The following is a 12,441-nucleotide window of genomic DNA, read 5'->3' as shown; positions in this document are numbered from 1 at the left end:
CACTCCGGCCGCGCGAAGGGGGGATCAGCCGCCTCCTCAGGAAGTGAGCCGCTCCCCCGCGCGCTCGATCTGGGCATCGCTCGCGGTGAGCGCGATCCGCACGTACTGCGCGCCGGCAGCCCCGTAGAACGACCCGGGTGCCACGAGGATCCCGCGCTCGGCGAGCCGCTCGACGGTGCGCTCGGCCGGCTCCCCCGCGGTGGCCCAGAGGTAGAGACCGGCCTCGGAGTGCTCGACGGTCAACCCGAAGTCCTCGACCGCGGGCCGCAGCATGGCCCGTCGGGAGCGGTAGCGCTCCTTCTGCTCGGCGACGTGGGCGTCGTCGCGCAGCGCGACGGTCATCGCGGCCTGGACCGGCGCGGGGACGATCATCCCGGCGTGCTTGCGGATCTGGAGCACCTGCCGCACGAGCGCCGGGTCCCCGGCGACGAAGGCGGCGCGATAGCCGGCGAGGTTGGACTGCTTGCTCAGCGAGTAGACCGCGAGCAGCCCCTCGTGCGAGCCCTCGCACACCCGCGGGTCGAGGATCGACGGGGTCGTCGGCAGCTCCGCGTAGCTCTCCCCACGATCGCCCTCGCGGCGCCAGTCCAGCTCGGCGTAGCACTCGTCGGAGGCGACGACGACGCCGCGCTCGCGGGCCCACCGCACGACCTTGCGCAGGTGCTCGACCCCGAGGACCTGACCCGTGGGGTTGCTCGGGGTGTTCAGCCACAGCAGCCGGGGCGCGGAGGCCGCGGTGACCGGCCCGAACGCGGTCGTGGCGTCCGCCGCCACCGGGGTGGCCCCGGCCAACCGGGCCCCGACGTCGTACGTCGGGTAGGCGACGCGGGGGAAGGCGACGCTCTCCCCCTTCGCCACGCCGAGGAGGGTGGGCAGCCAGGCGACGAGCTCCTTGGAGCCGACCGTCGGCAGCACGCCGTCGGGGTCCACCCCCGGCGCCCCGCGGCGCCGCGCGAACCAGGCCGAGACCGCCTCGCGCAGCTCGGGCGTCCCGTAGGTCTGCGGGTACCCCGGTGCGTCGGCGGCGGCGGTGAGCGCCTGGCGGATCGGGTCCGGCGTCGGGTCGACGGGCGTGCCGACGGAGAGGTCGACGATCCCGGACCCGCGCGGGTCACCGTCGGTGGTGGCGAAGGCCCTCGCCCGCTCCTTGGCAGGGGCGAGCGAGTCCCAGGGGAAGTCGGGGAGGGTGAGCATCGAGGCCAGAGGTGCCGAGGGGCCGACTACTCGTCGTGCTCCTGCGGCGGCAGCGCCGCGATGACCGGGTGGTCCTTGTCGATCATGCCCATCTTGGCCGCACCGCCGGGGCTGCCGAGGTCGTCGAAGAACTCGACGTTGGCCTTGTAGTAGTCGGCCCACTCCTCGGGGGTGTCGTCCTCGTAGTAGATCGCCTCGACCGGGCAGACCGGCTCGCAGGCGCCGCAGTCCACGCACTCGTCGGGGTGGATGTACAAGGAGCGCTTGCCCTCGTAGATGCAGTCGACCGGGCATTCCTCGATGCAGGCCTTGTCCTTCAGGTCCACACAGGGCTGCGCGATCACGTACGTCATGGCCTCCATAGTATGGGCCGGGTGTCCGATCCGACGGTGAGGTATCCCTTAGGGCGGCGGATGGCGATCCGGACCCGGCTGGGTCCGACGCAGGGGGCGAAGGGGGGCCAGCCCGCCTCGACCCCCCGGCCGGATGGTTCTCCTCGCGGCCCGTCGCTGACGGACACCGTCGGCGAGGTCGTCGCGGTCGAGTCCGACGCGGTGGTCGTGCGCACCCGCGGTGGGGAGGTGCGGCTCGCGCTCGCGGACGTCGTCGCCGCCCGGGTGATCCCGCCTCGCCCGACGCGACGCGGCGCCCCGCACCGGGCGATCTCGATCGAGGACCTGCACCTCGTGATGACCAAGGGCAACCCCGGGCTGGAGACGGCCTGGCTGGGCAGGCCGGGCGGTGGTTGGCTGCTGCGGGCCGGCGGAGGCTGGACCGGTCGGGCCAACTCGGTGCTGCCCGTGGGCGACCCCGGCATGCCCGACGACGACGCGGTGCGCGAGGTCGTGGCGTGGTACCGCGAGCGGGAGCTCGTGGCGCACGTCATGCTGCCCCTACCCGAGCACGCTCGGTGGGTCGATGACCCGCTCGGCGCGCTCCTCATCGCCCAGGGCTGGTTCGTGAGCCCTCCAGTGCTCGTGATGACCGGCCGGAGCGCTGATCTGGGCTCGCTCCCGGCGGGCGCGGCCCGGGTCGAGAGCGCTGCGGACCTGACCGAGGAGTGGCTGGCCGCGGCGGGTCCGCGGGTGCGCGGCGGCGGTGAGGTCGCGCAGGTGGTGCTCACGGCGCCGCGAGACCAGGCCTTCCTCCTCGCCCGGGACGGCGACGGCGCCCCGGTGGGCGCCGCCCGGGTCGCCTTCGACGACGGCTGGGCGGGGGTCTTCGGGGTGCACGTCCGGCCGGACCAGAGGCGAAGGGGGGTCGGCGCCGCCCTGACGGCGGCGGCCGGGCGGATCGCCCAGGATCGAGGCGTCACGCTGGCCTACCTCCAGGTCGAGCGCGCCAACACCGCCGCGGTGGCGCTGTACGAGCGGGCCGGCATGGACCTCCACCACCACTACGCCTATCTCGCCCTCCGACCCCCCACACCCCCGTCACCCACCCCCGCCCCCGCCCCCGCAGGATCCGAATTTCCCTAGGTTCCTGCCAGCCGCCGAGGAATGTTCCCGGGCGGCTTGTCAGGACCCTCGGCGTCTCTCAGAGCTCGCAGAGCCACCCGACGCAGCCGGCCGGCGCGTCGAGCCGGGTCACCCGGCCAGCCGGTCGCGAGCCGTCGGTCAGCCCGACCTCGCCTTCCTCGATAAGCACCCGGGACATCGACAACGCCAGCCCGGTCCCGATGGCTTTGAGGTAGGCCTCCTTGGCCGCCCACAGATGAGCGAATCCTTCGGAGTCGGCCGGCTGCGCCTCCCCGGGCGCGAGAACCCGACCGAGCAACCGGGCCGAAGGGAGGTCCGCCCGGACCACTTCGACGTCCACCCCGACGGGTCGGCCGGCTCCCCCGACGAGGACGTGCGGACCGGAGTGGGAGGCGCTGACGTGCCACCCGGTCGCGCCCCCCGTCGGCACCGGGCGACCGTGCGGCTCGCCGCAGTCCGGGCAGGACCTGTGCAGGCCGACCTCGGCCACCGGACAGCCGGCGAGCTCAGCCGCGACCTGTCGCATGAGCGCCGCCGCGCCGAGGAACCGGGTCCGATCCGCCTCGCTGCTCTTGGCCTCGTAGCGGTCGCGCTCCCCTTCGTCGAGGTAGCCGTGCCAGCCCCGGTCCACCTCGTCGAGCGCGAGCCACCGCACCAGGACCGGCGATGACGAGAGGACGGCTGTTCGCACAGGATGGAGGATAGGCAACCCGGCCTCGGGCAGAGCCCGGCCGGGTCCCTCCCCCTCCGCAGATCCGAATCTCCCTAGGCGTTTGCCCAGCCGCCTAGGAAATTTCCCGGGCGGCTGACAGAAACCTAGGGAAATTCGGATCTTTAGCCGGTGCAGGTGACGTCGTCCTGGGGGATGTACTTCGTGACGAAGCTCGACGTCACCGCCTCGCCACCGCCGACCGGTCGCATGATCCGGGTGACCGTCACGTCGAAGCCCGGGGTCGGGGTCTGCGGCACGCATTCCTCGCCGGAATCGCGGATGGTCTTGGGCTGGGTGACGTTGCGTCGCTCGCTCTTCTGCGCGTCGACGTCGTACTTCTTGCGGCCGTAGAACGAGACGGTCACCTGGGAGTCGCTCGCGCTGGCCTTGATGAGGATGCCGGCGCCGGTGTCGTTGGTGAACCGGTTGTCGACCCCGGGGTAGGAGATCGTCGCCTCGCGTCCCTCGGGGTAGCGCGAGATGTAGAACGAGTGCGGGTGGAACTCCTCGATCCGCGCCCCGGAGAAGAACACCGCGTTGAACAGCGTCGTCGAGAGCTGGGAGATACCGCCGCCGTAATCCTCGCGCAGCCGGCCGGCGTAGATCACCCCGGCCTCCTTGTACCCCTTCGCCGCGGTCCGGGGCCCGAGGTGCTGGTTGAGGCTGAAGGTCCCGCCCGGCGGCACGTAGGCGCCGTCGAGGTTCCGCGCGGCGAGCTTGATGTTGTCGACGCGGGTCCCGCCGGTCGACATGTACGTCGTGAAGGTCGAGATCTGCTCCGTGGGCAGGGTCTTCTTCGCCTGCGCCGTGGTCAGCTTGGGCTTGGTCGACTCCGAGTCCACCGTCGCCACTCGCTTGTCACCGGTCTTGGACATCGCCTCGAGGACCGGCTCGGCGATCGAGTCCTTCTTCAGCCCGAGCCCGTTCTTGCTGGGCGTCACCGAGAAGTCGGAGACACCGCGGACCTGCACGGTGGCGTCCTTCGCGGCGCGCAGGGCGCCCGAGCTGTCACCGGCGTCGAGAACCGCAGCGGTGACCTTCTCGGTGTCGATGTCCCGGGTGAGCTCGGCGTCCTCGACCTTGACCGAGATGGCAGAGGCGAGCGCGTCGACCGGCACCTCGAAGCTCACCGTCTTGTCGTCCTTGGCCAGCTCGTCGGTGGTGCGCACGACCACCGGACCACTCACGAGGGGCTTCAGCTCCCCGACGAAGCTGTCGATGTCGGCCTGGGTGAGGGCGGGCTCGAGGGTCTTGGCGGTCGCCTGGTACGTCCCGGTGTCCGGCCATCCGGCGTCGATGGCGTCGACGAGCGCCTCGCGGTCGACCTCCCGCCCGGGCACGGACTTGGTGGTCTTGACCTTCGCCCCCTCCAGGCTGACCGACCCGTTCTTGGGCTTGGTGTCGAGCGTCGAGCCGACCTCGTCGACGGCCGCCGCGAGCGCGTCGCGGTCGACGTCGGTGACCAGGTCGTGCGCGGTCCCGCCCCGCACGTGGTCGTAGAGGTCCATCGGGTTGAGGCTGAAGCCGGTCAGGCCCTCCAGCGAGGCGTCGTAGTCGATCGCGAGCCCGGCGTCGGCCGGGGCGATGCTCTGGCTCTGGTCTCCGAGCGTGACGGCCACCTCGTCGCTGGCCTGGTCGGACACACCCCTCTCGAGCGCTGCGCGCGCCTCGTCACCGGTCATGCCCGCGACGTTGACCCCACCGACCGTCGTCCCCGAGGCGGCCCGGTCACCGAAGTAGACGGCGGCGGCGACGTACAGACCGACGAGGACGAGGAGCACGAAGAGGGCGGCGAGCACCCCGCGCCGGCGCCCCCTGCCCTCGGCGGAGGACCCGTCGTACTCGTCCTGGAACGAGTGGTCGGTCATGCGTCATTCACCTCGTGCTCGTGTACCGGCTCCGGTAGTAGACCAGCGGTTGGCCGCGGTCGGCGTGGCGAGCCCGGAGCACCTCGGCGACGACGATGACGTGGTCGCCAGCCACATGCTGCTGCACAGTGTGGCACTCCAGAGTCGCCAGGGCCGCATCGAGCAGGACGACCCCGGTCTCTCCGCGGTGGTGCGCGACCCGGTCCAGCTGGCCCTGCAGCGGCCGGCCGAAGGTCGACAGCCACGCCGCGGTCGGCCGATCCTCCTCGCGCAGGATCGACACCCCCCACTGCCCGGCACGGGTCAAGGCGTCGTGAAAGCCGGTCTCCTGCTGCACGCACAGCAGCACCAGCGGCGGGTCCAGCGAGACCGAGGTGAAGGAGTTGGCCGTCATCGCGTGGTCGTGCCCGTCGACGGTCGCGGTGACGACCGTGACCCCGGTCGCGAGGCGGCTCATCGCCTGGCGCAGGTCACCGCTCGCCCTCAGCTCCTCGCTCATGACGCGCCCCCGACGAGCGGCAACCGCCCACCGCCGGCGGCCGCGCCAGGGACGAGGCGGCCGGTCTCGACGTCAACCTCGGCGTAGCCCTCGCGGCCGGACAGGCGCGCGGCGATGTCGTTCGACAGCGCGTACTGGGCGCCCACCACGGTGACCTGGGTGGCGTGCTCGCGCAGCGCCGCGACCTGCCGGGGTACCGCGGCCGGATCGGTCACCGCGTGCGTGACGAGCGCGTCGGCGACGACCGAAGGGGGGAAGTCGCCCTCGGGGAGGGACCAGGAGGGGTCGGCGGGCCCGCGCTCGGCCAGCCACTGCCGGTCCTCCCTCGCCCAGGACGAAGGGGTGAGCGCGGCCATCATCGGTGGCCGGCTCTGCGGCGGCAGGCCGCGCAGCGCGGCCCGGACGACGCGGTGGGTCTGGATGTGGTCGGGGTGGCGGTAGCCCCCGTGCTCGTCGTAGGTCACGACGACGTCGGGGGCGAGCTCGACGATGACGGCGCGGACGAGGGCAGCGGCCTCGTCGAGGTCGGCCTGCACGAACGCGCGTGGGTGAGCGGCGCTCGGCGTCCCGGCCATCCCGGAGTCGCGGTAGACCGCCGTCCCGGCAGCCGTCGCGCCCGCGCGGCCCGGCCCCCCGTCGCGCTCCGCTTCGGCGTCGCCGGCCGGACTCCCTTCGTCCGCGGCCCTCGCGTCGCTGAGGGATCCCCCTTCGCCCGGGGTGCCCCCTTCGCCGAGGACCCGATGCTGCGCACCGATCGCCGCCATCGCCCGGCGCAGCTCCTCGCGGCGCACCCCCGCCAGGGTGTCCTCGCGGTCGGCGCCGTGATGCACGAGCTCGGGCGGGATGATCTCGCCCTCGTCGCCGAGGGTGCAGGTGAGCACGTGCACCTCGTCGCCCCGCTCGACGTGGTGGGCGATCGCCACGCCGGTCGCGAGGGTCTCGTCGTCCGGGTGGGCGTGCACGAAGAGCAACCTACTCACCGGGACACCCCGACCAGGCCGGTCTCGAGCGCCCCGCCGAAGACGGCGTTGGCCGCGAGCCCGGTCACCTCGGAGCCGGCGACGAAGGTGTTGCGCTGCTGGGCGAGCGGGATGTAGCGCCCGGTCTCCAGGAGCCCTTGGTCGACCTCTTGCCAGCGGGTCATGCGCTTGTCCTCGTCTCGTTCGGCGGCAGCGGCGTCCATGTCTCGGTTGAGGTTCTTGCTCGCGACGTAGCCGTAGTCGCGTCCGGAGCCGGCGTCGGAGATGTTGATCCGGTCGTCGAAGAGCAGCGGCAGGACGGTGGCGGCGCTGGGGTAGTCCGGGCCCCAGCTGGACCAGAAGACGTCGTAGTCCTCGGCAGCGTCCGCGCCGGAGATCGTCGCGAAGTAGTCGTCGCCGACGGGCTTGAGCTCGATCTCGAAGCCGACTCGTTCCCAGCCCGCCTCGAGCGCCTTCATCGCCGCGTCGGCGCGCTCACCGGGCCGGTAGGCGACCCGCACCGTGGGCGAGGTCTTCTTCGCCTTCTTCAGCCGCTCCGCCGCGGCGTCGGGGTCGCCGGAGGGCCCCCGGTCGAGCACCGCCTCGTGGGCCGACGGGAGCGAGGCGCCGATCAGGGACCAGGCGGGGGTGCTCACGGCCTCGCCGCCGAGCGCCTCGACGTAGGCCTGCCGGTCGGTCGCCAGCGCGAGGGCGACGCGCACCTCCTGCTCCTTCATCACCTCGCTCCTCATGTTGGGGGCGAGGTAGTCGACGAGCTGGCCGTCGGCCGCCACGGTCTGCAGCCGCGCTGGGGACTCGCGCACCGGGTCGAGCAGCCCGGCGGGCAGCGGGTCGAGCAGGGCGGCCCGTGAGCCGCCCTCCCCCTCGGCCATCAGCCGGACCGCGTCGACCGCCGAGACCCCTTCGCGGTGGTCGATCCGCTCCGGCCCCGGGTCCCGGACCTCGTCGCTCTCGGCGTCCCACCTCGGGTTGGGCACCCAGGTGCCACCCTGCGAGGGCACCCACTGCCCTTCGAGCTGGTAGGGGCCGTTGGAGAACACCGAGTACACCCCGTCGTCGCGCTCGTCCTGCGCTTCCTTGTACGGCGCGAGCTCCGTGGTGGAGACGACGGCGGCGAAGGTGGGGACCGGCTCGGAGAGGCGGAAGGTCACCTTCCGTCCGTCGCACCGCACGGCGTCCTCGATGAGCTTGGTGGCCTTCTCGCTCTGGCCGGCCTTGCCGTAGGGGCCGGGGTACTCCGAGGAGCCGTCGGGCTTCTTGGGGATGTCGAGGTAGGTCAGGGCGTACCCGGTGGACGCGGTCTCGGTGGCGAGGGACCGGGCCACGCCGTACCGGACGTCCTCGCAGGTGACCGCCGACCCGTCCTGCCAGGTCACCCCTTCGCGCAGGGTGAAGGTCCAGCTCGTCGCGTCCTTGTTCGGCTTCCCCGTGTCCGTCGCCAGGTCGCCCACGAGCTCCTTCTGGCCGGCCAGGTCGGTCGCCGGCCGGTACGTGGTCAGCGTGCGCAGGTAGGTCCGACCGGCGAAGAGCGCCTGCTGCCGGGAGGTCATCCGCTGGGGGTCCCAGGTGAGCACCGGCCCCTGGGCGAGGACGGTCAGCTGGCGCTGCGGGCCGCTCAGGGCGGTCGTGCTGGAGCCAGCCGGGTCGCCGGCTTCTGCGGTGGGGTCGGTGTCACCGCCGACCTCGCAGCCGGCCGACGCCGCCGCCACCGCTGCTGCGGCGAGGGCCGTGAGGAGTGCTCGGACGTGGCTCATCGCCTACCAGGATGCCTGGTCCCCGCTCGTCGCCGGTCAGCCGCCACGCCGAACCCAGGCACCAGCCTTGGCAGGTGCGCACCCAGTCGGCACGAGCCTTGGCAGGTGCACACCCCGTGGGGACGAACCTTGGCAGGTGCGAAGGGGGCGGGGTCAGCTGCGGGAGCGCGCGGCCCGGGCGCGCAGCACCTGGTCGAGCTCGACCTTGCGGATCCGGACCGAGTCGGGGGTGACCTCGACGCACTCGTCCTCGCGGCAGAACTCCAGGGACTGCTCCAGCGAGAGCTTGCGCGGCGGGACGACCTTCTCGAAGTTGTCCGCGGAAGAGGCGCGGACGTTGGTCAGCTTCTTCTCCTTGGTGATGTTGACGTCCATGTCGTCGGCGCGGGAGTTCTCCCCGACGATCATCCCCTCGTACACCTCGGTGCCGGGCTCGACGAAGAGGACGCCGCGCTCCTGGAGGTTGACCATCGCGTAGGCAGTGACCGGGCCGGAGCGGTCGGCGACGAGGCTGCCGGAGATGCGGGTGGTGATCGTGCCCGCCCACGGCTCGTAGCCCTCGAAGACGTGGTGGGCGATGCCGGTGCCGCGGGTCTCGGTGAGGAACTCGGTGCGGAAGCCGATCAGCCCGCGGCTGGGCACGAGGAACTCCATCCGGATCCACCCCGTGCCGTGGTTGGTCATCTGCTCCATCCGCCCCTTACGGGCGGCGAGGATCTGAGTGATCGCGCCGAGGTGCTCCTCGGGGGTGTCGATGGTCAGCCGCTCGACCGGCTCGTGCAGCTTCCCGTCGATCTCCTTGGTCACCACCTGCGGCTTGCCGACGGTCAGCTCGAAGCCCTCGCGGCGCATCTGCTCGACGAGGATCGCCAGCGCCAGCTCGCCGCGGCCCTGGACCTCCCACGCGTCGGGGCGCTCGGTCGGCAGGACGCGAAGGGAGACGTTGCCGATCAGCTCGCGGTCCAGCCGGTCCTTGACCAGCCGGGCGGTGACCTTGGTGCCCCGGGTCGGGCCACGGCCGACCAGGGGTGAGGTGTTGGTGCCGATGGTCATCGAGATCGCCGGCTCGTCGACGGTGATGACCGGGAGCGGGATCGGGTTGTCGGCGTCGGCGATGGTGTCGCCGATCATGATCTCGGGGATGCCGGCGATGGCGATGATGTCGCCGGGACGAGCGGGAGTACCCTCCAGCGGCTGGCGCTCGAGCCCTCGGGTGATGAGCAGCTCGGTGATCCGCACCTTCTCCTGGCTGCCGTCGTGCCGGCACCAGGCGACCTGCGCCCCCTTCGTCAGCTGCCCGTTGTGCACCCTCAGCAGGGCGAGCCGGCCGAGGAAGTTGCTCGAGTCGAGGTTGGTGACGTGCGCCTGCAGCGGCGCCTCGTCGTCGTAGGTCGGTGCCGGGATGGTCTCGAGGATCGTCGCGAAGAGCGGCTCGAGGTCCTCCCCCGCGACCTCGCCACCCTCGGGCGCGGTGAGGCTGGCCACGCCCGCCTTGGCCGAGGCGTAGACGATGGGGAACTCGATCTGGGACTCGTCCGCGTCGAGGTCCATGAAGAGCTCGTAGACCTCGTCGACGACCTCGGAGATGCGCGAGTCGGGCCGGTCGACCTTGTTGATGCACAGGATGACCGGCATCTTCGCCGCGAGCGCCTTGCGCAGCACGAAGCGGGTCTGCGGCAGCGGCCCCTCGGAGGCGTCGACGAGCAGCACCACGCCGTCGACCATCGACAGGCCCCGCTCGACCTCACCGCCGAAGTCGGCGTGCCCGGGGGTGTCGATGATGTTGATCGTCACGCCCTCGGGGGCGTCGTGCTCGGCCGCGGAGGGCCCCGCATAGTGGATCGCGGTGTTCTTGGCGAGGATCGTGATGCCCTTCTCCCGCTCCAGGTCGCCGGAGTCCATGACCCGGTCGGTCGCCCCCTCCTTCTCGTGCTCGGTGAAGGTCCCGGCCTGCCACAGCATCTTGTCCACGAGCGTGGTCTTGCCGTGGTCGACGTGGGCGACGATGGCGACGTTGCGCACGTCGGGGCGGGTAGTCATGGGCATGGGGCAGATTGTCGCTGGTCCGGTGCCGATCCGCAGAATCGCGCGGGAGGTCTCCCTTCGGTAAAGACGGGCCGTCTGGCGGTGCGGCGGGGGCCAGATCCGGATAGGTTCGCTGGTCAGTCACGACGACGTGACGGGGATCACCACGAAGCGAGGTAGACATGACGGTGCGGAAGAGCACTTCAGCGGTCCTGCTCACCGCCTTCGCCCTGACCCTGGGCGCCTGCGCGGAGAGCGAGCGGAGCGACGACGGGTCCGGTGGCGGATCCGGCGGCGAAGGGGGCGACGGCACCTTCACCTTCGGTGCGGCGGGAGCGCCCGAGGTCTTCGACCCGTTCTACGCCAGCGACGGCGAGACCTTCCGGATCACCCGGCAGATCTTCGAGGGCCTCGTCGAGGTCAAGCCGGGCAGCGCCGAGATCGGTCCCGGCCTGGCGACCGAGTGGGAGCCGAACGAGGACGGCACGAAGTGGACCTTCACCCTGCGCGACGGGGTGACCTTCTCCGACGGCGAGGAGATGAACGCCGAGGCGATCTGCGCCAACTTCGAGCGGATGGCCGACCAGAACGAGACCGCCCAGGCCGGTCCCGCGGAGTACTGGGCGTACTCGATGGAGGGCTTCGGCGAGGACTCTCTCTACCGCAGCTGCGAGGCCACCGACGACATGACGGTCGACCTCACCATCGCCCGCCCGACCTCGAAGTTCCCGGCGCTGCTCTCCCTCTCCTCCTTCGCGATGCAGTCGCCGAAGGCCCTCGAGGAGGGCAACGCCAACGAGGTCACCAAGCAGGGTGAGGGCTTCTCCTACCCGGAGAACGCGCAGAACCCCGTCGGCACCGGCCCGTACACCTTCGAGAAGTACGACACGGCGAACAAGACGGTCACCCTCAAGCGCAACGACGACTACTGGGGCGAGAAGGCGAAGAACGCCGAGATCGTCTTCAAGATCATTCCGGACGAGTCCACCCGCCGCCAGGAGCTCGAGGCCGACAGCATCAACGGCTACGACCTGCCGAACCCGGTGGACTGGAAGGGCCTGGAGGACGGGGGCAACCAGGTTGAGGTCCGCCCCGCCTTCAACATCCTCTACATGGGGCTGAACCCGGAGAGGAACGAGAAGCTCCAGGACAAGAAGGTCCGTGAGGCGATCGGACTGGCCCTCGACCGTGAGGGCATGGTCAAGGCGCAGCTGCCGGAGGGCGCGGTGGCGGCCTCGCAGTTCATGCCCGACACCGTCCAGGGCTACAACTCCGAGCTGCAGCCGACCGAGCGCGACGTCGAGAAGGCCAAGAGCCTGCTCAAGGAGGCTGGCGCCGAGGACCTCGAGCTGACCTTCGCCTACCCCAGCGAGGTCACCCGGCCATACATGCCGAACCCGCAGAAGATCCACGAGGCGCTGACGAACAACCTCGAGGAGGTCGGGATCACGGTCAAGGCGGTCACCAAGCCGTGGAACGGCGGCTACCTCGACGGGGTCGACAACGGCCAGTTCGACGCGTGGCTGCTCGGGTGGACCGGCGACTACGACTCGGCCGACAACTTCATCGGCACGTTCTTCGGCAACCTCGAGAGCAACGACTTCCAGACCTCGGCCACCGACTTCGGTGAGCAGCTGAGCCAGGAGATCAAGGAGGCCGACCAGACGGTCGACGAGGCCGAGCGCACCGCGATGTACGAGGAGCTGAACAAGAAGATCGCCGAGGAGTACATCCCCGGGCTGCCGATCTCGCACAGCCCGCCGGCCATCGTGGTCAACGAGGACGTCGAAGGTCTCGTGGCCAGCCCGCTGACGGCCGAGGAGTTCTCCACGGTCACCGTCGGCGGCAAGTGAGCCGACCCGTCGGTCGAGCTCTCACCTGACGGCTGGGGCCGTCTCGTCCGCGCCGGCGAGACGGCCCCGCGCCGGAGA

At 71.4% G+C, this 12,441-nt stretch carries 10 protein-coding genes; 2 read left to right on the top strand and 8 right to left on the bottom strand.

Annotated elements, in window-relative coordinates; all coding sequences use genetic code 11:
• Positions 1-36 precede the first annotated feature (36 nt).
• A complete protein-coding gene (gene dapC, locus FB557_RS04320; RefSeq protein WP_144855845.1) occupies positions 37-1,194 on the bottom strand; it encodes a succinyldiaminopimelate transaminase in 1,158 nt (385 codons plus the stop codon).
• Between the two features lie 26 nt (positions 1,195-1,220).
• A complete protein-coding gene (gene fdxA / locus FB557_RS04315; protein ID WP_144855843.1) occupies positions 1,221-1,547 on the bottom strand; it encodes a ferredoxin in 327 nt (108 codons plus the stop codon).
• Positions 1,548-1,583: 36 nt separating this feature from the next.
• Here fdxA and FB557_RS04310 point away from each other — a divergent pair, with 36 nt between their 5' ends.
• Positions 1,584-2,672, top strand: a complete 1,089-nt coding sequence (locus FB557_RS04310; protein WP_170236173.1) for a GNAT family N-acetyltransferase — start codon at positions 1,584-1,586, stop codon at positions 2,670-2,672.
• Between the two features lie 58 nt (positions 2,673-2,730).
• On the opposite strand, the gene FB557_RS04305 is transcribed toward FB557_RS04310, so the two are convergent.
• From FB557_RS04305 to typA, 6 genes are all read right to left on the bottom strand, one after another.
• Positions 2,731-3,363: a 4'-phosphopantetheinyl transferase family protein gene (locus FB557_RS04305; RefSeq protein ID WP_170236172.1), complete on the bottom strand. Its 633-nt coding sequence runs from the start codon at positions 3,361-3,363 to the stop codon at positions 2,731-2,733.
• A gap of 143 nt (positions 3,364-3,506) precedes the next feature.
• Positions 3,507-5,252, bottom strand: a complete 1,746-nt coding sequence (locus tag FB557_RS04300; protein ID WP_144855837.1) for a VanW family protein — start codon at positions 5,250-5,252, stop codon at positions 3,507-3,509.
• Positions 5,253-5,259: 7 nt separating this feature from the next.
• Positions 5,260-5,751: a flavin reductase family protein gene (locus tag FB557_RS04295; RefSeq protein ID WP_246074388.1), complete on the bottom strand. Its 492-nt coding sequence runs from the start codon at positions 5,749-5,751 to the stop codon at positions 5,260-5,262.
• Entirely contained in the window at positions 5,748-6,731 is a 984-nt protein-coding gene (locus tag FB557_RS04290) for a PIG-L family deacetylase (RefSeq protein ID WP_144855835.1), read from the bottom strand. Before FB557_RS04290 ends, FB557_RS04295 begins: the two co-directional genes overlap by 4 nt.
• Positions 6,728-8,485: an ABC transporter substrate-binding protein gene (locus tag FB557_RS04285; RefSeq protein ID WP_144855833.1), complete on the bottom strand. Its 1,758-nt coding sequence runs from the start codon at positions 8,483-8,485 to the stop codon at positions 6,728-6,730. Before FB557_RS04285 ends, FB557_RS04290 begins: the two co-directional genes overlap by 4 nt.
• 153 nt (positions 8,486-8,638) lie before the next feature.
• A complete protein-coding gene (typA, locus tag FB557_RS04280; RefSeq protein ID WP_144855831.1) occupies positions 8,639-10,531 on the bottom strand; it encodes a translational GTPase TypA in 1,893 nt (630 codons plus the stop codon).
• 161 nt (positions 10,532-10,692) lie between these two features.
• On the opposite strand from typA, the gene FB557_RS04275 reads away from it, so the two are divergent.
• Positions 10,693-12,363 carry an ABC transporter substrate-binding protein gene (locus FB557_RS04275; protein ID WP_144855829.1) on the top strand — a complete coding sequence of 557 codons (1,671 nt, stop codon included), beginning with the start codon at positions 10,693-10,695 and terminating at the stop codon, positions 12,361-12,363.
• Positions 12,364-12,441 lie beyond the last annotated feature (78 nt).

The organism is Marihabitans asiaticum, assembly GCF_007828725.1.
In the GTDB taxonomy this organism is placed as follows: Bacteria; Actinomycetota; Actinomycetes; order Actinomycetales; family Dermatophilaceae; genus Marihabitans; species Marihabitans asiaticum.
The sequence above is the reverse complement of the archived record's forward strand: the minus strand, read 5'-3'. Positions and strand labels throughout refer to the sequence as shown.

Excerpts from the sequence above, each read along its gene's own strand:
- FB557_RS04295 (WP_246074388.1), bottom strand. The coding sequence starts at position 5,751 with ATGAGCGAGGAGCTGAGGGCGAGCGGTGACCTGCGCCAGGCGATGAGC.
- dapC (WP_144855845.1), bottom strand. The coding sequence starts at position 1,194 with ATGCTCACCCTCCCCGACTTCCCCTGGGACTCGCTCGCCCCTGCCAAG.
- FB557_RS04300 (WP_144855837.1), bottom strand. The coding sequence starts at position 5,252 with ATGACCGACCACTCGTTCCAGGACGAGTACGACGGGTCCTCCGCCGAG.
- fdxA (WP_144855843.1), bottom strand. The coding sequence starts at position 1,547 with ATGACGTACGTGATCGCGCAGCCCTGTGTGGACCTGAAGGACAAGGCC.
- FB557_RS04285 (WP_144855833.1), bottom strand. The coding sequence starts at position 8,485 with ATGAGCCACGTCCGAGCACTCCTCACGGCCCTCGCCGCAGCAGCGGTG.
- typA (WP_144855831.1), bottom strand. The coding sequence starts at position 10,531 with ATGCCCATGACTACCCGCCCCGACGTGCGCAACGTCGCCATCGTCGCC.
- FB557_RS04275 (WP_144855829.1), top strand. The coding sequence starts at position 10,693 with ATGACGGTGCGGAAGAGCACTTCAGCGGTCCTGCTCACCGCCTTCGCC.